This window comes from Corallococcus interemptor (assembly GCF_003668875.1).
In the GTDB taxonomy this organism is placed as follows: Bacteria; Myxococcota; Myxococcia; order Myxococcales; family Myxococcaceae; genus Corallococcus; species Corallococcus interemptor.
Map to the genome: position 1 here is coordinate 1 of NZ_RAWM01000160.1, position 19,564 is coordinate 19,564.

The following is a 19,564-nucleotide window of genomic DNA, read 5'->3' on the forward strand; positions in this document are numbered from 1 at the left end:
GAACATCCCCCGCGCCCCGTCCTCCGGGGCCGCGGCCAGGCACCGCTCCGTCAACTGCCACGCCGCGCACTCATCCGCCCTGCCCGCCGCCACCTTCAACGAACCTTCCACCGGTCCGCGATCCATACGACCTCTCACTTCAAGCGCTGGAGTCGGTCCCCCGCTCCACCGGGTCTCCTCCTCCAGCGCAGCCCTTCCCCCTCACAGGTGCCAGGGCCCACGCCCCGCCCACACCGTGCAGCCCAATCACACAATTCCGTCAAAACGACAAGAAATCCCCGGAACCCAGGAAGTACCTGCCATTATCCACCAGAGTACACAAATCTAATGGGGGTGCGGAGGGCTTTTCTTGTGGCCTGAGAGACGGTTGAGGGGTCAGGCCCCCATTTTCAGGGCCTTTATCCGGAGAGGGCGGCCTGGGCGGCGGCGACGGCGGCGCCGGAGCCAGCGGCGCGGTGGCCGGCGGCGTGGAGGGCGCGCTCGATGGCGCCCACGGTGACGAGCACGTCCCCGGCGCTGACGCGGTTCATGTGGCCCACGCGGAAGTAGCGCGTCTTGATTTCAGGGTGGAGGCCTCCGGCGATGGCCACCCCCTGCGCCTTCACGCGGCCCACCAGCGTCGCGTCCACGCCGTCCGGGTAGTACACGGCGCTCAGGGTGTTGGCGGCCACGGCCTCCGAGGTGGGGACCCCCTTGAGGCCCAGCGCGCTCCAGGCGGCGCGGAAGGCGCGGGCCATGCGGCGGTGGCGCTCGAAGCGGGCCTCCATGCCCTCCGCCAGGATCTGTCCCAGGCTGACGTCCAGCGCGCACACCAGGGACGTGGGCGGGGTGGCGAAGTAGGCGGGCTTGCCGGCTTCGTAGGCCTCCATGATGGGCAGCCACTCCGCCCAGTCCGCGTACACGCTGGCCACGGGCGCCCTGCGCGCCTTCCATGCCGCGAGCGCGCGGGGGCTCACCGTGAGGAGCGCCAGGCCCGGCGGCACGCCCACCGCCTTCTGGCTGGCGGTGAGGTACACGTCCGCGCCCCACGCGTCCTGGTGGAAGGCTTCGCCAGCGGTGGCGCACACGCCGTCCACCACGGCCAGGACGCCGGCCTGGCGCGCGGCCTTCACCAGCGGCTCCACGGGCGCGAGCACCGCGGTGGAGGTGTCCACGTGGGTGACGGTCATCAGCTTGAAGCCGCCGCCGCGCAGCTCCGCCTCCACCTGGGCCACGTCCGGGGCGCTGCCCACGGTGCCCGCGCGCACGTGCGTCACCTTCGCGCCGTGGCGCTCCAGGATGTGGGCCATGCGGTCGCTGAAGTAGCCGGTGTTCACCACCAGCGCGCGGTCGCCGGGCTCGATGAGGTTGGCCACGGCGAGCTCCATGGCCAGCGTGCCGCTGCCGGAGACGACGAAGGGCTGGGCCCCCGGAGCGAGCGACACCTCGCGCAGCCGCTTGAGGGCCCGGCCGAAGGTGGCGATGAAGCCCGCGTCCAGGTGCCCGGGCACCGGTCCGGACATCGCCTGCAACACCTCCGCGTCCACGTCCACCGGCCCGGGAATCATCAACAGGTCTCTCACGGCGCCACTCCTCCTCGAAGGTCCCCTCCGGACGGCCGGAGGGCGGTCCCCCACTGTGGCCAGCGCGTGCCCGGCTTGTCCACGCCGGAAAAAGAAGACGCCGGAGCCCCGTGCAGTGGGACTCCGGCGTCTGGAACGTCAGGAAGCGAAGCCGTGGACTAGCGGTACGTCGCGGTCACGCTGTCCGCGCGGGCCACCTGGCCGGCGGTGAACGTGTTCATGCAGTTGTCGTCGGTGTAGTCCATGAAGTTGTAGATGGGGTCCACGCCGCCGCCCGCGCAGGTGTCGCGGTTGGCAGGGCAGCCGTACGCGGGCGAGGCCTCCGGCGGCGTGTCGCTGACGGAGTCGCCCGGGTTGTTACAACCGCCCTGGAACGTGTGGTACAGGCCCAGCCAGTGGCCGACCTCGTGCGTGCCCGTGTCGCCCTCGTTGTACGGGGCCGCGCTGCCGCCGGGGACGCTGCTGTAGAGGATGACCACGCCGTCCATGGAGGGCTGGCTGGAGTAGCTGGAGGGGAAGGTCGCCCAGCCCAGCAGGCCGCCGCCCAGGTTCGCCGTGTAGATGTTCAGCGCACCGGCGTTGCCCTTGCGCAGCGCGGCCTTCATCTTCTTCTCCGCCGCGGAGCCGCTGCGCAGGTTGTACCACTGGCTGTTGGTGGTGCGGTCCGTGCCGGCCAGCGTGAACTTGAACGGGGTGTTGGAGTACGCCGCGTTCAGCACGTTCATCTGCGCGGTGATCTGCGAGTCCGGGATGTCGCCGTTGGCGATGCCCGTCCCGGCGCGGATGACGTGGAAGTACACGGGCACGTTCACGGAGCCCACCGCGCGCTTGGCGGACACGCCACGGGCCGCGATCGCCGCGTCGACCTCGAGCTTCTCATCGGCGGTCAGCTCCACCGTCGCACAGCCACGGTGCGGGACGGCCTGGGCGCTGGTCTCTTCGGTGGGAGCCGGGGTCTGCTCCTCGGCCGTCGAGGTGCTGCTGCTGCAGCCGGCCAGGGACAGCAGGGTGCCAAAGACAACCGCGATACGGCCGCTGCGCTGCGCGATGTGACGAAGCATCAGTTCCCAACTCCTCAGGAAAGGGGTGAAACAGTGATACGCGGATGAAACAGCGCATGTCAAATCACGCGATAAAATTGAACTCACGGCAAAACACTAAAGACAAACCAAGCGTCACAGGACCGGGAGACGGCCTGTCCGTGAATCACCCTGGAAATGGAAAATGCCGGAGCCCCCTGATCGGGGACCCCGGCATCCGGAAAACGGCCACGGTGCTGCGGGATTTTTCTAGCGGTACGTGGCGGTCAGGCTGTCCGCGCGGGCGCTCTGACCGGCGGTGAAGGTGTTCATGCAGCTGTCGTCGGTGTAGTCCATGAAGTTGTAGATGGGGTCCGCGCCGCCACCGGAGCAGGTGTCGCGGCCGGCGGGGCAGCCGTACGCGGGCGAGGCCTCCGGCGGCGTGTCGCTGACGGAGTCACCCGGGCTGGCGCAGCCGCCCTGGAACGTGTGGTACAGGCCCACCCAGTGCCCCACCTCGTGCGTGCCCGTGTCGCCCAGGTTGTAGGGGGAGGACGTGCCGCCGGGGACGCTGCTGAAGAGGATGACCACGCCGTCCATGGACGGGCTGCTGGTGTAGCTGGAGGGGAAGGTCGCCCAGCCGAGCAGACCGCCGCCCAGCTTCGCCGTGTAGATGTTCAGCGACTCCTTGCCGCCCTTGCGCAGGGTGGACTTCATGGAGCGCTCGGCGCTGCTGCCCTGGGTCAGGTTGAACCAGGTGCTGTTGGTGGTGCGGTCCGTGCCGGCCAGCGTGAACTTGAACGGCGTGTTCGCGTACGCCGCGTTCAGCACGTTCATCTGGCTGGTGATCTGCGAGTCCGGGATGTCGCCGTTGGAGATGCCCGTGCCCTGGCGGATGACGTGGAAGTACACGGGCACGTTCACGGAGCCCACCGCGCGCTTGGCGGACACGCCACGGGCCGCGATCGCGGCTTCAATCTCCAGCTTCTCGTCAGCGGACGGCTCCACCGTCGCGCAGCCACGGTGCGGGATGGCCTGGGCGTTGGTGGTCTCCTCGGCGGGAGCCGGGGTCTGCTCCTCGGCGGTGGGGGCGTTGCTGCTGCAACCCGCCAGGGACAGCAGGGTGCCAACGACCACCGCGATACGGCCACTGCGCTGCGCGACGTGACGAAGCATGGTTTCCCAACTCCTCGAAAAGTAGGGGGAGCGGGAATACGATTTTAATGACAAGCGAGTCAATACACTGACAGTCCTGGAAAAATTGTAAAACCCTATGGCGTCAAAGGATGACTCACTGCCCCGCGTCCGGTGCGGGCGTGAGCGGGGTGGGCGCCGTCTGGGGGGCTCCCACCTGTTCCAGGGACTCGCGGTTGCTCACGGAGAAGCGCACCAGCGCGCGCAGGATGCGGTTGCGCTTCACGTTGCCCAGCACCTCGCGCAGGTCGTCGTAGACGGTGGGGTCGTTGACGAGCGCGCCCAGGGTGCCATCGCCCTTGGCCACGGTGGCGGTGATGGTCTTGATGTCCGCGGCGGCGCTGCCCAGGTCCGCGAACATGCCCTTCGCGTCGCCGTAGATGAGCTGGTGCACGGCGCCGTTGGGGCTCTTCTTCGCGTCCTCCAGCAGGCCCGCCAGCTGGCCGGCGGCCTCTCCCAGTTCGCGCATGGCCACCGCGCCGTCCTGGCCGTAGATGAGCGCGTGCGCGGTGCCGTCACCGCGGCGCACCTCGCCCAGGATGGCCTCCACGTGGCCCAGGGCGCCGTCCATGCGCTTCGCGGCGCCGGACGCGTTGGTGAGCAGCGTGTTCACCTCCTGGCCCGTGCGCGGGTCGTAGATGAGCGCGTGCAGGGCGCCGTTGCCCTTCTCCACCTCCTCCATGATGGAGCGCAGCGAGGCGACGCTCCTGGCCAGGTCCCGGGACAGCTCCGGGTTCGCGTAGACCTTCACGGCGTCCTTGAGGGACTCGCTGATTTCGACGGAGTTCTCCATCACGCGGCTGGCGCTGCTCATCAGCTTGGACAAATCACCACCGCTGCTGGACTGCACGACGCCGCCGGGCTCGATGGGCGGCTGGTTCGCGCTGCCCAGGGAGATGTCCACCGCCTTGTCGCCCAGCACGCCCATGCTGGTGAGCTTCGCCACGGAGTCCTTGCGGATGCGGTTGGCGTAGGCGCTGGCCACCTGGAACTCCACCCGCAGGCGGCTGTCGTTCAGGTCCTCGGAGAAGGACACGCTGTTCACGCGGCCCACCTTCAGGCCGCCAATCCACACGGGGGACTGGTCGCTCAAACCGTCCACGCTGCTGAAGTAGGAATAGAAGATGGCCTGGCGTTGAAAGAGATTGGACTCACGGCCGATGAAGAAGACGACGACGCCGGCCACGGTGAGGCCGACGGCGACGAAGAGGCCCGCCCTCACGGCCAGGCGCTTTTCCTTCGAGGTCGAGGTGAAGAGACTCATGGTGTTCCCCGGGGGTTCAGCTCCAGGCGGCGCGCGTCGATGAAGGCGCGCACCTCCGGCACCTGGGAGCGGCGCATCTCCTCCGGGGTGCCCACCTGGACGATCTTCCGGTTGGCCAGCATGGCCATCCGGTCCGCCAGCACGAAGGCGCTCACCATGTCGTGCGTGACGACAATGGAGGTCGCGCCCAGGCGCTGCTTCATCGACTCAATCAATTCGTTGATGGTCTGCGTGGTGACGGGGTCCAGGCCCGTGGTCGGTTCATCCCAGAGGATGACCTCCGGGTCCGTGGCGATGGCGCGCGCCAGGCCCACGCGCTTGCGCATGCCGCCGGACAAATCCGACGGCATCAGCTTCTCCGTGTTGGGCAGGTCCACCAGCTCCAGCTTCTCCGCCACGCGCTTCTGGATCTCCGCGCGGGACATGGTGGGGAAGTGTTCCCTCAAGGGGTACGCCACGTTGTCCGCCACGCTGAGCGAGTCGAACAGCGCCGCGCCCTGGAACACCATGGCCACGTGCTTCCTGACCTCCACGAACTGCGCCTCGGAGAACTTCGCCAGGTCGTAGCCTTCGAAGAGGATGCTGCCGCCGTCCGGGTGCAAGAGGCCGATGAGGCACTTGAGCAGCACGCTCTTGCCCACGCCGGAGCCGCCCAGCACCACCAGCGTCTCGCCGGCGCGCACGTCCAGGTCCACGCCGTCGTAGATGCGCTTGGGGCCGAACTGTTTGACGAGCCCGTCGAAGCGGATGAGCTCCTCGCCCGGCGTGGGCTTGCGGAAGCTGAACGGGACGGCGGGGTCTTGGTGGTGGCGGCGGGCCTTGCGCATGGTGCGGGCGGCTTCAGAAGTAGAGCGTGATTTTCGTGATGAAGAAGTCCGCCAGGCACACGGTGACGGAGGTGATGGCCACCGTCTGCGTGGTGGCGCGGCCCACGCCCTCCGTGCCGCCCTCCACCGCCAGCCCCTTGAAGCAGCCCACCAGGCCGATGATGAGCCCGAACACGGCGCCCTTGATGACGCCGGAGACGAAGTCGCCCATCAGGACGGCGTCCAGCGCGCCCTGGGAGAACTGATCCAGCGAGATGCCGTACTGGGACTTCACCACCAGCGCGCCCGCCACCAGGCCCACCACGTCCGAGAACACGGTGAGCACCGGCAGCACGATGAGGCACGCGAACACGCGCGGCACCACCAGCTTGCGCAACGGGTCCGCGCCCAGCGCGCGGATGGCGTCCACCTGCTCCGTCACGGTCATGGAGCCCAGCTCCGCGGCGATGCCGGAGCCGATGCGCGCCCCCACGGTGAGGGCGGTGAGCACGGGGGCCAGCTCGCGGAACAGCGTGAGGATGACCACGCGGCCCACGGTGTACTGCACGCCAAAGCGGGCGAGGAAGTAGCCGAACTGCAGGGAGATGACGAGCCCCGCGAACGTCGCGGTGAGCAGCGCGATGGGCAGCGAGCGCACGCCCAGCGACTCCGTGTGGAAGATGAGGCCGGCCCAGTCGTAGGGCGGGCGTACGGCGCGGCTGAACACCTGGCCCGTCATCACGGACAGGGCGCCCAGGGACTCCATGCGCTCCTTCAGGCGATCCTTGATGCTGGGGCCGCCGGCGAAGAGCTTCGCCTCGGGCATCATCGCTGGCGCTCCGCGTGGAAGCCCTGGAAGAGGCCTTCGAAGTCCGCCATGCGCTGCTCGGCGGTGCCCACGGGGGCGACGTAGCTGAAGTCGAAGACGCAGTTGTCCTTCTTCACCACCACCAGCTCCAGGGAGATGGGCACGCCGTCGAGCTTCGCGACGTAGCGGCTCCTCAGGGCCTCGCGGCCATCCAGGGTGAAGGTGCGCTGGCCCAGGTCCTGGCGCTCGGTGAAGCCCATGAGCAGGTGCTTGGTGAGGACCTGGAGGGACGGGTCGTCGTGGTCCTTGCAGGTGGCGTTGGTGGCGATGACGCGGCCGGTGTCGCCGCGCTCCACGAAGGCCAGGTCGTTGTCGGCGAAGCCGCGGCGCTCCCAGACGTCGTTGGAGAGCGGACCGACGCGGTACTTCACGTCGGACTTCTGGAGCACCGAGTCCTCGAACGTCGCGCGGTGGCACCCCGCGAGGAGGGCGGACAGCACGAACGTCAGCAGCAAGCGCGGCATGGCACCATTTCGTTCGTCCCGGAGGGACCCGGGTGGGGACGGCGGGCATGGTCATGGTGCACGCCCGTCAGGTCCGCAAGGACTTCGTCGGAGCGAACGTCGACTCACGGACGCGCGCCCTGCGAGGGCCCGGCGCCCCGGAAGGGCCCCGGACGGCAGGGGGAGGCGGGGTGCCCCCGGGCTTGCCCAGGGCCCATGTTCAGCCGGGAGCCGGGGATTCTCCCGAGGAGGATTCGATGGACGGCGGACTGGCGATATTCGGATTCGGGTTGTTCATGCTGTCGATTGCCTCGCTGTACGCGCGCACGGCGTACTGGCTGGCGTGGCCGCTCTTGGCCATCTCCATGCTGGCCATGGGCATGGCGTTCAGCGAGTCGAAGCGCCTGCGGGACCTGTCGTTGGGGATCGCCGCGGTGCTGGGGGTGTTGTTCATCGCCGCGCTGGCCGTGGGCACCGTGTGGTGGCTGACCCTGGCGGTGTTCCTGTTCGCGGTGGCGTTCGGGCTGCTCTGGGCGGAGTTCCGCTTCGAGTACTTCGGGCACGTGACGCGGCAGGAGTTGCCCCACCACACGCACCGCCGGACGGTGCACTGGCCCTGGCACCGGCGGCGGGCGCACTAGGGTTGTGACGGCGCTTCTTCCAGGGCCACCTGTCCCGAGTGGACGGTGAGCCAGAGCGTGTCACTGGCGGCGGCGGCTCTCACGAGCCCCGCGTCGGTGGTGGTGAGGAAGACCTGCGCGCCGCTCCGGGCCAGGTAGCCCATGAGATAGGCATTGCGCTCGGGGTCCAGCTCGCTGGAGACGTCATCCAGCAGCAGCAGGGGGAGGAAGCCCATGGCGGCCTCCAGGTTTTCGATTTCGGCGATCTTCCAGCCCAGCACCAGGGCGCGCTGCTGCCCCTGGCTCGCGTAGGCGCGCGCGCTGCGGCCGCCCAGCGTGACGGACACGTCGTCCACGTGCGGGCCCACGGAGGTGAAGCCCCGGTCCAGGTCACGGCGCAGGCGCGCGGAGAGGGCCTCGCGCAGGGCGGTGGCGAGCGCGGCCTCGTCGGCGTGGGCGAAGTCCGCGCCCAGGTGGGCGGGGTGGTAGCCGTAGACAGCGGGGTCGGCGGTGCGGCCGATGGACGCGAAGGTGGCCTGGGCGCGCGGGGCGAGTTCGGCCATCAGCGCGCGGCGGCGGGCGTAGAGGCGAGCGCCCGCGCGGGCGAGCGTTTCGTCGTACGCGTCGAGGTACGCGGCGTCGACGGTGGCGCCTTCGCGCAGCAGGCGGTTGCGGTTCTTGAGGGCGCGGGCGTACTCGCGGCTTTCCTTGAGGAAGGCGGGGAAGCGGTTGAAGACGGCGCGGTCGAGGAAGGCACGGCGGGCGTCGGGGCCGCCCTTGATGACCTCCAGGTCATCCGGGGTGAAGGCGACGACGGAGACGCCGCCGAAGTAGTCCTCGAGGCTGGCGGCCTTCTTGCCGTCCACGAGGGCCTGGCGGGTGCCACCGCCGACCTCGACGGAGATTTCGCGCTCGGCGCCCTTGAGGAGGAAGCGGCCGGAGACGCGAGCGGCCTGGGAGCCCCAGCGGACGAGCTCCGAGAGGCGGCCGGCGCGCAGGGGCTTGAGGGTGGCGAGGAAGTAGAGCGCCTCCAGGAGGTTGGTCTTCCCCTGCCCGTTCTGGCCCACGGCGATGGTCGCGTGGGTGCTGGGTGCGAGCTGCACCGCCGGGAGGTTGCGGAAGTCCTGGACCTGGAGCGAGAGGAGGCGCACAGCGTCACCGTGAAAGGGGAATGCTTCGTACTACATGCGTCCCCTGACAGGGCCAGGATGTGGGGTGCTCCCTCGTCTGGAGGGCGCGGGAGCGTTACGGACAGAGCCGTCGCCGCCAGCGGTCCAGGTAGTTGGCGATGCCGTCGTCGGCATCCACGGGTGCGTACATGAAGGGCTTCAGGAAGCAGGCCAGGGCGCGGTACTGGGGCGGGATGGGTTCCTGTTCGATGTCGATGGCCGTGGGCCATTCGCTCAGGGTCACCAGCAGTCGCTCCTGTTCCATGGGGAGGAGGGAGACCTCCGGGAACGGCAGTGCCTGTCTCAGCGCTTCGGTGCCGCCCATCCGCTCCAGGAGTGGTGAGCCCAGGAACGTGAGCCAGTGCGCGCCCAGGGAGTGGAGCCCGATGACCGAGCCGAGGCCGGCGACAGCTGGCAGATCCACCCCCAGATAGCGCACGGAGTACTTCTCCAGGACCTTCCAGTCGCCTGCGGTCCAGGAGCCTTCACGAGAGGCAAGGCCGAAGCTCGCGTATCCGAAATGGAAGGGCAGCTCCCGAGCCAACTCCAACACCAGATCACGCATCCGCTGGGGCCCATGCTCCAGGAGGTACTCAGTCGGGAAGGTGAAGGACATCGCGGTGTTGGACCCAACGCAGAGAGGTCGTTCGATCCGGTTGCTGTGGTATTCGAACTGGTATCCTCCGGTTCCTCCAGGCAGGTCGGACAACTCGACGTGCCAGGCCAAGCGGGAGGGTCGATCCACCATCCGCTTGCGAATGACCTCCCATCCGTCCTCATCCAGCTCAAGGACGTCGCCATCATCCGCGCCGTACCAGTTCAGCGACTGGGGCGGCGTAGCTCGAAGATAGGTCTGCAAGGCCCGCCAGCACGCCTGGGCCACGATGCTGTGGTCGTAGGGGATGAAGAACGAGACCACGACCCCGTCGCGGGCCACGACATCGCCCCTCCTGGCGTGAAGACGAAGGGTGGGGAAGTTCTCGCTCATGGCGGGGGCAATACTCCATCGCGAGGAGAAACGAGCAGGGCTCTCCCACCAAGCGCATCCTCGTAGATCATTTTCTGCGTCTTTCCATCGTAGGGGCTGCTCCCTCCATACTTGGTCCACCGAGGCTCGTTGTCCTCAGGGCAAGGGAACTTGAAGTCCAGGGTGAGCGCGGCCTTGCCCAGGCTGCGGTCCGCATAGAGCACGAGGTCCGGCTTGATGGTGCCCCGGAGTTCATCGGTGCAACCGTCGGCGAGCATCCGCGCCTCCTTCTCCCGGCTGATCGTCTCCACGAACCGGGCATTCGGATAGTAGCGGTAGCGCTGCTCGATGCTGTAGGGCGCGGCCCAGAGATCCTTGAGCACCTCCTCCGCGCACTGCAGGACCAGGACGTGCTTCTGCTTCCCCAACTGCATGGCCCGGGTGATGGGACTGCCGCAGCGGTCGCGCCCCACCACCTCGCGGCACTCCTGCCGCGTCGGAGGACGATTCTGGAAGAAGCGCGCATTGCCCTGACGCTCCGCCTGGACGGCGCACGCCGCGAGTCGTTTCTCCAGCTCATCCGCGCTGTGGTCCCTCTGCATCAAGCCGAGGATGACCGGGGCGGCCTGGACCAGGGTGGAAGCCGAGGTGGAAGAGGCACCCTGCTCTGCCACCACGACCACATGGCGCAGCCTCGCGGCGGTCTCCGTGTCGACGAAGCGCAGGTCACCATGCGCGGAGCGCCGCGAGCTTCCACCAGCGCAGGCCGTGAGCAGCGCGAAGACCGCGCACAGCTTCGCGTTCGTCACAGCGCCGCCGTCGCTCCCGTCCAGTGCTGCGCGGCCCAGCCCAGGGCTCCCAGGCCCACCACCAGCGCGCAGTACTCCACGAGCGTGCGGCGGTCGCCCTTCTCCGATGCGGGCGTGAGCAGGGCCCGGAACACCGCCACCGCGGCGATGAGCAGCAACAGGTTCTCTCCCGTGGCGAACCACGTCGCGCCCAGCACCGCCACCGCCATCCACCGCTGGTCGCGCGCCAGGGCCCGGAAGCCTCGGGAGCCGTCCAGCTGCCACACCGGCACCAGGTTGAACAGGTTCAGCCAGGCCGCCGCGTGCGCGATGGCGCCCAAGGCCTTCCATCCCGTCAGCACCGCCGCCGCCAGCGCCACCAGCGCCGCCGCGCTGCCCCAGATGGGCCCCGCCAATCCCACGCGCGCGTCCTCGCGCTCATCCACCGGCACCTGCTTCAGCCGCACGAACGCACCCAGGCCCGGGATGAACATGGGCGCGTCCGCCTTCATGCCCAGCCGCCGCAGCGACGCCACGTGCCCCATCTCATGCACGTAGATGCAGGCCACCAGCCCCAGCGCGAAGCTCCAGCCCCACAGCGTCCAGTACACGCTCGCCGCGAACAGCATGGAGAACAGCGTGCTCGCGTTCGTGAGCCCGAGCAGCAGCAGCTTCCCCTTGCCCAACAGCAGCGCCAGCACGAACTTGAACTTCCACAGCATCAGGCCCACCGCGCCCATGCTGGCCAGCACCTTCGGCATCCCCGAACGCTTGCGCTCCGCCTCCGCCAGCGGCACCGCCAATCCCTGCGCGTCCGCCTGCTGACTCAGCGCCGTCACCTTCGCCGTCACCTGCGCGTGCTGCGCCGTGTCCGGCGGCAACAACTCCAGCGCCTCGCGCCACAGCGCCAGCGCCTCCATCGTCGCGCCCCGCCCCGACGCCGCCTGCGCGTCCGCCGCCAGCTGCGTCAGCCGCTTCGCGTGCACCAGCCTCCGGCACGACGGACACGTGAGCAGCCGGGGCGCCAGCTCCGAACCACACCCCTCACACCGCTGCGTGAGGAGCGCTACCGCGAGCGCCTCAGCCAACGGACCGCTCCTGCTCCGCCGGCGCGGCCTCACCCTCGGCCGGCGCCTCCGCCAGCTTGAACGGCCCCGCGATGTTCAGCTCCGCCCGCTTCGTGCGGCGCCATGCCTCGAAGAGCGCGAAGCCGTAGATGAGCCCCGACATCGGCTGCTCGATGCCCACGAGCACCGGCAGCGCCGGGGTCAGCACCACGGTCGTCGCCACCGCGGCGACGGCCTGGGCCACCTCATCCGGCGGCTCCACCGGCTCGGAATCCAGCGAGTGCGACGCCGCGTGGAAGGTCTGGAAGTCCGACCGCTCCTTCATCGCCTTGTACAGATCCGGCGACAGCGACGCGCCCACCGCCAGGTACGTCAGCAGCACCGCGAGCGCCTGGTAGCCCCGCCCACCGCGCGACTCCGAGCCCTTGAACACCGCCGTCCCCACCATCCACCCCACGAGGATGGCGATGAGGCCGATGTTGTAGCCCGTCAGGCTCACCACCCAGTAGACAATGGCCCCCGCGATGCCCGCGCCAAAGCCATACATCGACGCAGTCAGGGCCCGCTTCGACTTCGAGCCGCCCTTCATCGCCTCCTCCACCTCCTCGCGGCACGCGGGGCACAGCAGGCGCTGGTTCACCTCGTAATAGACGCTCTGGATGGCGCACTGGCAGACGGTGCACTTCGTCGCCGGGGGCGCCTCGGTGAACTCGGCACGGTCGAACTGCAGCGATGCCTCATCGGAGGCTGGCGGAGGAACAGGCTGGGTCATGGACGGGATTGAGACGCGAAAGGAAACCGCGCCTCCAACCTAACAGAGGCCACCCGCAGCCCCCAAACCGGTGTCTGTCTTCAGCCGTCCTGCCGCAGCGCCGCGTGACGCGCCGCCTGCACCAGCGCCACCAGGTCCCCGTTTCGCGCCACGTCGCCTCCCGCGGGCTTCGCGTGCTCGGGTGAGAACAGCCGCGCGGGCGTGCGCGCCTGGCCCCGCAGCATCACGAAGAGGCGCAGCGCGTCCCGCAGGGCCTCCGCCTCCGGCCCCTCCTCCGCGCGCGCCCGCTGCGCGGCCTGCTCCAGCCGGGCCCACGCCACCTCTTCGTTCCACGCGCCCCGGGGCCGCTCGCGAGACAGGGCCGCCAGCGCCGCCGCCGTCTCCACCAGCCCCGCGCGCCCTTCCGTGAAGACGCTCCGCCCGGACAGCCGCAGCGCCGGGTCCTCCGACAGCGCCGCCCGCCAGGACAACAGCGCGGGCAGCTCCGCTTCGCGCGGCACCACCGGCGCCAGCTCCGCCTCCAGCACCGCGCGCACGCGCACCCGCGCCACGTCGTGCCAGAAGGCCGCGTGGAGCAGCAGCTCCGGCCCGCTGCGCGCCACCCGCGTCGGCGCCCGGCGCATGCGCCGCTGGAGGAAGTCCTTCACCCGCCCCCGGCTGTCGTAGCGCTCCAGCCGCTCCCACAGCGCCACCAGCGCGGCGGCGCCCAGGGGCAGCGCCCGGGCCAGCTCGCGCGCCTCGTCGTCGCTGAAGGCCGGCGCCCCTTCCGTCACCGGGCGCTTGAACACACGCTCGAAGACCTCGCCCGCGGCGCACGCGGCGCGCAGCTCCGGCAGGTTGCGCGGCAACAGCTCCACGGCCTGGGCCCAGACGCGGCCACCCAGGAACGGCGCCGCGTCCAGCACCTCCGTCTCCAGGCGCAACAGCCGCGCCCCCAGCGTCGCGGGCACGGGCTCCACGTCTTCGTCCGACGACGACGAGGACAGCCGCCGCTCCGCCGCGCGCTCCACCGCGTCGCGCAGGCGCTCCACCTCGTGCATCAAGCGGACGGGCGCGGCGTCGCTCGGCCAGGCTTCCGCCTCCACGCGGCGTCGCAGCGCGGCCAGCGTCACGTCCACCTCCGGCTGGGCGGTGGCCACCTCACGCAGGAGCTCGAAGTGGTTGCGGATCCGGTCCTTCCAGAAGAAGGACTCCAGCACGCCCTTGAGCGCGCGGTAGCGCAGGCGCGTGGCCTCCAAGAGGTCCGCTCGGTCCTCCAGCCGCGCTCTCAGGTCATCTGGACGGGTGGCCACGTCCCCATCATAGGGAGCCGCCGCGCCGGGCGCAGGCCTCCCCATGGCGCGGAGCGTCGGACGTGGAACGCTGGCGCCCCGCCGACGTAGGAAGTTGGACGCCAGCCTCGCCGGCTCAGACGCGCATGGGCATGACCACGGCGGTGAAGCTGCGGTCGCCGGGGCCGTGCAGCACGCCCGGGCTGTGCTCGTCGCCCAGCTCGAAGCTGACCTCGTCCGTCTCCGTCACGCCCAGCACGTCCATGAGGTAGCGGGCGTTGAAGCCGATGGTGATGTCGTTGCCCTGGTAGTCCACGTCCAGCGCGTCGCGCGCCTCACCCAGGTCCGGGTTGCTGGCCGTGATGAGCAGCTTGCCCTTCTCCAGGCCGATGCGGATCGCGTTGCTCTTGTCCGCGGACAGGAGGGCAATGCGCTTGAGGCCTTCCAGCAGGCGCACCTTCGGCACGAGGACGACCTTCTCGCCCTCCTTGGGGATGACGCGCTGGTACTCGGGGAACTGCCCGTCGATGAGGCGCATCACCATGGTGAGGCCCGGCTTCTTGAACAGCGCCGAGTTCTCCGCGAACCCCAGGTGGCACTCCGCGTCCGGGGCCTCGTCCAGCAGGCGCTTGAGCTCCATCAGGCCCTTGCGCGGGATGATGACGCCGCTCTTGAGCTTGAAGTCGCCGGACATCTCTCGCTCGATGAGCGACAGCCGGTGGCCGTCCGTGGCCACCATGCGGACCTTGCCGCTCTGCTGCGGCTCGAAGAAGACGCCGTTGAGGATGTAGCGCGTCTCGTCGCTGGAGATGGCGAACTGGGTCTTCTTGATCATCTCCAGCAGCACGTTGCCGGAGATCTGCACCAGGGGAGCGTTCTCCTCCTTGGGCAGCTTCGGGTACTCCTCGGCGGCCATGCCGACGATCTTGAAGTGCGCGGAGCCGGAGGAGATGTCGACGTAGTTGTTCGCCAGCTTCTTGAGCGTGACCTCCGCGTCCGGGAGGTTCTGCACGATGTCGAAGACGTACTTGGCGCTCAGCGTGACGGCGCCCGGCTTGGACACGTCCGCGGGGTGCTCGGACACGATGCCGATGTCCAGGTCGAAGGCCGTGACGGTGATGCTGCCCTTGTTCGCCGTGAGCAGCACGTTGGCGAGGATGGGCATCGTCGTCTTGCGCTCCACGATGCCCTGGGCGCGGTAGAGGGCCTTCTTCAGCTCGTCGGCGGCGATGCGGAATTCCATCGTGGGCGTCCTTACAGGTCACGGCCCCGGAGGCCGATCTCTTGGGGCGCGGGTGTACAACGAACGGATAGGCCCTTCCACCCTCTTGCTTGGCCTTTCGAGCCCCGCTCCGCTCTCTTCCGGACTCTCCGGGAGCCCATGTAGGACATGGAGGAAAATCGCCCCTGTCGCCCTGGCAGGAGGGCGCGCGGCCGGGCAGAGTGGACCCGGCCGTGCCCTTCCCGCGTTGTAGGAGGGCACCCGTCCTCCTTCCGGAGTCGCCATGAACGCCCGCTCGCTGATCCTGTCCGCCGTGCTCGTGCTCGGTCCGGTGGCGTGCAGCACGCCGTCCTCCCCCTCCGCGCAGCCGTCCGGCGGCGATGTGTCCGGCGCGGCGGCCCCCGCCGACCTGAAGCGGACCGAAGTGGAAGCGCCCTCGGGCGCCGCCAACGAGCCCGGTACGGCCGCCCCCACCCCCTCACCCGGAGACGCCACCATGACCACCAGCACCGTCTACATCATCAAGGACAACGGGAAGCGCTGCTTCGCGCCGCCCTGCGACCACTACGACCTGTTCGCGGCGGACGCGCCGGACAAGAAGCTCCAGACCCTCCATGAGATCGACCTGACGGCCGTCACCGGCGGGGACTCCGAGAAGACGGGGGAGCTGCTGCAGCGCGCGTCCAAGGGCGGCCCCGGCCTCAAGGTGGAGGGCACGCTGGACAAGCGGCTCAAGGCCGGCCCGGCGGGCGACGCCATCGTCCTGCGCGCCACGCGCATCGTCGGCTGAGGCCCTCGCTTCCGGGACCGCCGCTCCCTGGCGGTCCCGGCGAAGCTCAAAGCCGCACACCCACCTGGAAGCCGGGCCAGCGCTGCATGCGCGTGTCCGAGGCAATCATGTGCGAGCGCACCGGCAGCGTGGTCAGCTTCGCGAACTCCGGCTCGCCCCAGGTGAACGCCACGTTGTAGGTGGGCCCGGCGAACACGGCCAGCCTCGGCATCACCTGGAAGCCCAGCATGGCGCGCGCCTGCGACAGCAGGTTGTTGGACGCGCTGGAGAACGGGTCCCGCGTGGACAGCACCTGGCTGGCCGCGACGTCCACGTCCACCCAGAAGCGCGAGCCCAGCGGGATGTGCCCGCCCAGCCCCAGGCCCAGGCTGAAGCGCTGGATGCGGTCGTCCGGGCCAAGGCCCGCGAGCAGCGTCGTGTAGAAGTGCTTGCCGCCGAACTTCAGCGCCACGTTGGTGAGCTGCACGTCGCTGCCGAACACCTCCAGGTGCAGCTGGCCCTTCTTCTCGTACGAGACCAGGCCCACCGGGGCGCCGTGCACCTCGTCGGAGACGTTCACGAGCCCCAGCTGCATGCCGTGCACCGTGTCCGCGATGTTGATCAACCCCAGCTGCATGCCGGACACGTCGCCGCCCAGGTTGATCAACCCCAGCTGCATGCCGGTGAGGGACGGGGCGCGGTTGAGCAGCACCGCCCCCTGGATGCCCCACGCGGCCTTCGCCACGGAGTTGTGGCCCAGCGTGAACTGCACGCCCTTCATGGTGCCGTTCGCGTGATTGACACCCAGTGACAGCTGCACTCCGGTGGCGTCCGCAGTGGTGACGTTGACGCCCAGCGCCGCCTGCATGCCGCCCAGCGAGCCGCGCGCCACGTTCGCGCCCAGGGCCAGCTGCCCCACGCCGTCCACGTCCCCGTTGGCCACGTTGAGCCCCAGCGTCGCCTGGGCGCCCCGCACCGCGCCGCCCGCCACGTTGGTGACCAGCGACAGCTGCGCGCCAGCCACGTCCGCGCCGGACGTGTTGAAGCCCAGCGCCAGGGCCAGGCCGGACACCTCCGCGTCGTACACGTTGCCCGCCAGGCCCAGCGCCAGACCGCCGCCCAGCGCTGCTCCGCCGTTGACCACGCCCAGCGCGAAGCGGTTCTCCACCGCCGCGCGGCCCGCCCTCAGCGTGTTGGTGCTCATGGAGGGCACCAGGCTCAGGTTCACCGGCAGCTGCTGCCGTCCCTGGGGAGACACTGCCACGCCGCCGCCGCGCATCACGGTGGCCTCGTGGCCCACGCCCAGGAAGTCACCGGGGGCGAGCGGCGTGCGTGCGCCTTCCTTCAGGGTGAAGGCCGCTTCGGACACGCCGCCATCCCACTCGCGCCGGGCGCGGTAGGCGCCGGGGGCCAGGCCCAGCTCGGTGGCGCGGCCGGACTGCTTCTGCACCTCCACCACCAGCGTGCCCACCGCGTCGCGCACGTACAGGCGGCCCTCCAGCGGCTCCGTGAGGACCAGGCCCGCGGTGGTGGCGCGCAGGTCGGTCATCACCAGGTCACCGGTGCCCGCCAGCTCGATGTCGTAGTTGGGGTGCTGCGCGCCGCCCTGCGTGCGCTCGGTGCGCGAGAGCGTTTCGTGGAAGGCGAACTGGTAGGCCTCCGTGAGGGTGACGCGGCCGTCGTGGGTGACGTCCGCGGCGCCGCGCAGGCCGGACAGCAGGTGGTGCGTGAAGAACGAGCCGCCCAGCCGGTCCGACTCCTGCGACGCCTCGTCCGCGCTGGAGGAGGTGAGGATGGCGTGGCCCTTCACCTGGATGCCGGAGTCCACCAGGAACGCGGGCCGCGACACGCCGCCCTTCTTGCGCGCGAACGCACCGGACGCGCAGGAATCCAGCACCGCGATCCGCACGTCCGCGGGCAGCCCCTCCAGCGAGCGGCGCAATTCGCCGTAGTCCAGACGCTGGCCCTTGAGCAGCAGCCCCTCGTCGTCCGAGTGGCCGGAGTAGTACAGCAGCACCTCCACGCGCCGGGCCCCGGCCGTGCGCACGCCTTCCGCCAGGCGGCGCACCTTGTCGAAGCCGGCGAGCACGCCCGCGCGGTCCACGTCCGTGAGGAGCACGCGGTCCTGGGGCAGCACGCCGCCCAGCTCCGACAGCACCGTGGAGAAGGCCTTCGCGTCGGTCTCCGCGTAGCGCAGCCGCACGCGCTCCGGGCCGCCGTCGTTGACGCCCACGAGCAGGGCCAGCCGGCGCACGGCGGCGGTCTCCGCGGCGTGGACGGGGGTGGCCGCGCCCAGCGCGAACAGGAGGATGACGAGCGCTCTCATGGGGAGGGCTTCTCCAGCAGGAAGGACGTCTGGTTCAAGCCCGAGGGCAGGGTCAGCGGCGCGGTGCGCGCCTCGGGGGAGGTGGCCAGGACGCGCGCGGCGGCCATCACGCCCTCCAGCTCGAAGGGGCTGTCCGAGGTGACGAGGAAGAAGCGCTCGAAGCCGGGGGCGTCGTCCAGCTCGTAGGCGCGGGGCAGCACGTGCGTGCCGCTGCGTTCCAGGGGCGCGGACGTGTCGCCCAGGGCGGGCAGGTGCGGGGTGACGGCGCCCCGGCCGTCCACGGAGAGGATGACGCCGTGGGCGTGGCCGGCGGCGGTGTACGACAGCTGGACCACGTCACCGGCGTGGGCGGGGGCGCCGTCGGTGAGGCGCTCGGAGCGGGTGTCGGCTTGGCGGTGGACGTCGAGCCGGGGCTGCAGGCCCTTGCTGCGGGTGGGCTCCAGGACGCCGGGGGTGCCCGTCTGGGCCCAGGGGTCGCGCGTTTCCTGCGGGGATGCTCCCGGCCGCGCGAGGACGACGAAGGCGGCGGCGGCGAGCACCGGCACCAGCGCGGGCAGGAAGCGCCAGGAAGGGCGCGATGGGGGGGCCTCGGCGAAGGGGGTGTGGGCGCGGGCGAAGCGGGCCTTCACCTCGTGGGCGACGCGGTCCGGGGGCAGGGCCTCCAGGGTGGCGCGCGAGTCGGCCTCCAGGGCGGCGAGGCGGGCGGGGCCGTCGGGTTCGCGGGACAGGCGGTCGCGGGCGGCGGCGAGTTCGTCCGGGGGCAGCTCCCCCAGGGCGATTCGCTCCAGCAGCCAGTCCGGGGTGCGGTGGGGGGACGTCATGCGGCCTCCAGCTCCTGCAGGACAGCGGACAGGGCCCGGAGGCGCTTGCGCACTCCGGACACGGACAGGCCCACCTCGCGGGCGGTCTCCTCCAGCGTCATGCCGTCCACCAGGTGGAGCACGGCGATGTCGCGGCTGGACGCGGGCACGCGGCCAAAGAGCCGGTCCAGCAGGCCCCGGGCGGCGGTGCGCGCCTCGGTGTCGCCGGACGCGGCGATTTTGAGCACCAGCTCGTCGTCGCGGTCCTCGGGGCGCCGCTTCGCGCCGCGAAGGCGGTTGAGGCACACGCGGGTGGCGATTTGATGCAGCAGGCTGGAGGGGCCCGCGTCCTTCAGCGCGGACTGGTAGCGCAGCAGTTGAACGAACACGTCATGCATGGCGTCCACGGCCTGTTCCTCGTCGCGCAGCAGGAAGCGGCAGCGCCGGAGCACCTGGGGGCCATAGCGTCGGTAATAGGCCTCCACATCGACGGACACCGCACGCGCCTCCCGGTTGGGCAGGGGAACACCGGCGCCCCGCAAACCTGTCACCGGCATTTTGACGAAAGCCGCGTCCCTACCCCGTTTCCCCCCACCCCGGCCACCCCGGGCCGGGGTGGGGGGAAACGGGGTAGGGA

General features: G+C 70.2%; 19 protein-coding genes. 2 read left to right on the top strand and 17 right to left on the bottom strand.

Annotated features, from left to right (window positions below; all coding sequences use genetic code 11):
- Window positions 1-398 precede the first annotated feature (398 nt).
- The 7 genes from D7X96_RS34630 to D7X96_RS34660 form a co-directional block, all read right to left on the bottom strand.
- A complete protein-coding gene (locus tag D7X96_RS34630; RefSeq protein ID WP_121723695.1) occupies window positions 399-1,562 on the bottom strand; it encodes a pyridoxal-phosphate-dependent aminotransferase family protein in 1,164 nt (387 codons plus the stop codon).
- A 158-nt stretch (window positions 1,563-1,720) separates the two neighbouring features.
- Window positions 1,721-2,623: a zinc metalloprotease gene (locus tag D7X96_RS34635; RefSeq protein WP_121723696.1), complete on the bottom strand. Its 903-nt coding sequence runs from the start codon at window positions 2,621-2,623 to the stop codon at window positions 1,721-1,723.
- A gap of 228 nt (window positions 2,624-2,851) precedes the next feature.
- Window positions 2,852-3,757 (bottom strand): zinc metalloprotease, encoded by a 906-nt coding sequence (locus D7X96_RS34640; protein WP_120552022.1) that lies wholly within the window; start codon window positions 3,755-3,757, stop codon window positions 2,852-2,854.
- 115 nt (window positions 3,758-3,872) lie between these two features.
- On the bottom strand, window positions 3,873-5,039 hold the full coding sequence (locus D7X96_RS34645) for an MlaD family protein (protein ID WP_120552023.1): 1,167 nt from the start codon (window positions 5,037-5,039) through the stop codon (window positions 3,873-3,875).
- Window positions 5,036-5,866, bottom strand: a complete 831-nt coding sequence (locus D7X96_RS34650; RefSeq protein WP_121771679.1) for an ABC transporter ATP-binding protein — start codon at window positions 5,864-5,866, stop codon at window positions 5,036-5,038. Before D7X96_RS34650 ends, D7X96_RS34645 begins: the two co-directional genes overlap by 4 nt.
- 13 nt (window positions 5,867-5,879) lie before the next feature.
- Window positions 5,880-6,674 (bottom strand): MlaE family ABC transporter permease, encoded by a 795-nt coding sequence (locus tag D7X96_RS34655; RefSeq protein WP_120552025.1) that lies wholly within the window; start codon window positions 6,672-6,674, stop codon window positions 5,880-5,882.
- Window positions 6,671-7,177, bottom strand: a complete 507-nt coding sequence (locus D7X96_RS34660; protein ID WP_120552026.1) for a hypothetical protein — start codon at window positions 7,175-7,177, stop codon at window positions 6,671-6,673. Before D7X96_RS34660 ends, D7X96_RS34655 begins: the two co-directional genes overlap by 4 nt.
- A 236-nt stretch (window positions 7,178-7,413) precedes the next feature.
- Here D7X96_RS34660 and D7X96_RS34665 point away from each other — a divergent pair, with 236 nt between their 5' ends.
- Window positions 7,414-7,797: a hypothetical protein gene (locus tag D7X96_RS34665; protein ID WP_121723697.1), complete on the top strand. Its 384-nt coding sequence runs from the start codon at window positions 7,414-7,416 to the stop codon at window positions 7,795-7,797.
- Here D7X96_RS34665 and recF read toward each other — a convergent pair.
- The 7 genes from recF to dnaN form a co-directional block, all read right to left on the bottom strand.
- The gene (gene recF, locus D7X96_RS34670; RefSeq protein WP_121771680.1) at window positions 7,794-8,927 is read right to left on the bottom strand and encodes a DNA replication/repair protein RecF; all 1,134 of its coding nucleotides are present in this window, start codon (window positions 8,925-8,927) and stop codon (window positions 7,794-7,796) included. The genes D7X96_RS34665 and recF overlap by 4 nt on opposite strands.
- Before the next feature lie 94 nt (window positions 8,928-9,021).
- Window positions 9,022-9,933: a type VI immunity family protein gene (locus tag D7X96_RS34675; protein WP_120552029.1), complete on the bottom strand. Its 912-nt coding sequence runs from the start codon at window positions 9,931-9,933 to the stop codon at window positions 9,022-9,024.
- On the bottom strand, window positions 9,930-10,721 hold the full coding sequence (locus tag D7X96_RS34680; RefSeq protein WP_121771681.1) for a hypothetical protein: 792 nt from the start codon (window positions 10,719-10,721) through the stop codon (window positions 9,930-9,932). The genes D7X96_RS34675 and D7X96_RS34680 overlap by 4 nt, the downstream gene beginning before the upstream one ends.
- Window positions 10,718-11,788 carry a site-2 protease family protein gene (locus D7X96_RS34685; RefSeq protein ID WP_121723701.1) on the bottom strand — a complete coding sequence of 357 codons (1,071 nt, stop codon included), beginning with the start codon at window positions 11,786-11,788 and terminating at the stop codon, window positions 10,718-10,720. Before D7X96_RS34685 ends, D7X96_RS34680 begins: the two co-directional genes overlap by 4 nt.
- Window positions 11,781-12,539 carry a hypothetical protein gene (locus tag D7X96_RS34690; RefSeq protein ID WP_120552032.1) on the bottom strand — a complete coding sequence of 253 codons (759 nt, stop codon included), beginning with the start codon at window positions 12,537-12,539 and terminating at the stop codon, window positions 11,781-11,783. The genes D7X96_RS34685 and D7X96_RS34690 overlap by 8 nt, the downstream gene beginning before the upstream one ends.
- An 80-nt stretch (window positions 12,540-12,619) precedes the next feature.
- Window positions 12,620-13,831, bottom strand: coding sequence for a hypothetical protein (locus D7X96_RS34695; RefSeq protein ID WP_244219830.1), 1,212 nt, complete (start codon window positions 13,829-13,831; stop codon window positions 12,620-12,622).
- A gap of 115 nt (window positions 13,832-13,946) precedes the next feature.
- The gene (gene dnaN, locus D7X96_RS34700; protein ID WP_014400581.1) at window positions 13,947-15,053 is read right to left on the bottom strand and encodes a DNA polymerase III subunit beta; all 1,107 of its coding nucleotides are present in this window, start codon (window positions 15,051-15,053) and stop codon (window positions 13,947-13,949) included.
- A gap of 262 nt (window positions 15,054-15,315) precedes the next feature.
- Between dnaN and D7X96_RS34705 the strand changes: the two genes are divergently transcribed.
- Complete coding sequence (locus D7X96_RS34705; RefSeq protein WP_120552034.1) at window positions 15,316-15,822, top strand: DUF6748 domain-containing protein; 507 nt, start codon at window positions 15,316-15,318, stop codon at window positions 15,820-15,822.
- A gap of 46 nt (window positions 15,823-15,868) precedes the next feature.
- Here the strand turns inward: D7X96_RS34705 and D7X96_RS34710 are convergent, their stop codons facing one another.
- Genes D7X96_RS34710 through D7X96_RS34720 form a run of 3 tightly spaced genes read right to left on the bottom strand, consistent with a single transcriptional unit; the run spans window position 15,869 to window position 19,424 of the window.
- A complete protein-coding gene (locus D7X96_RS34710) occupies window positions 15,869-18,127 on the bottom strand; it encodes a caspase family protein (RefSeq protein ID WP_121771683.1) in 2,259 nt (752 codons plus the stop codon).
- Window positions 18,124-18,948 carry an ActD-like protein gene (locus D7X96_RS34715; protein WP_121771684.1) on the bottom strand — a complete coding sequence of 275 codons (825 nt, stop codon included), beginning with the start codon at window positions 18,946-18,948 and terminating at the stop codon, window positions 18,124-18,126. The genes D7X96_RS34710 and D7X96_RS34715 overlap by 4 nt, the downstream gene beginning before the upstream one ends.
- Entirely contained in the window at window positions 18,945-19,424 is a 480-nt protein-coding gene (locus D7X96_RS34720; RefSeq protein WP_121725723.1) for an RNA polymerase sigma factor, read from the bottom strand. The genes D7X96_RS34715 and D7X96_RS34720 overlap by 4 nt, the downstream gene beginning before the upstream one ends.
- Window positions 19,425-19,564: the final 140 nt, after the last annotated feature.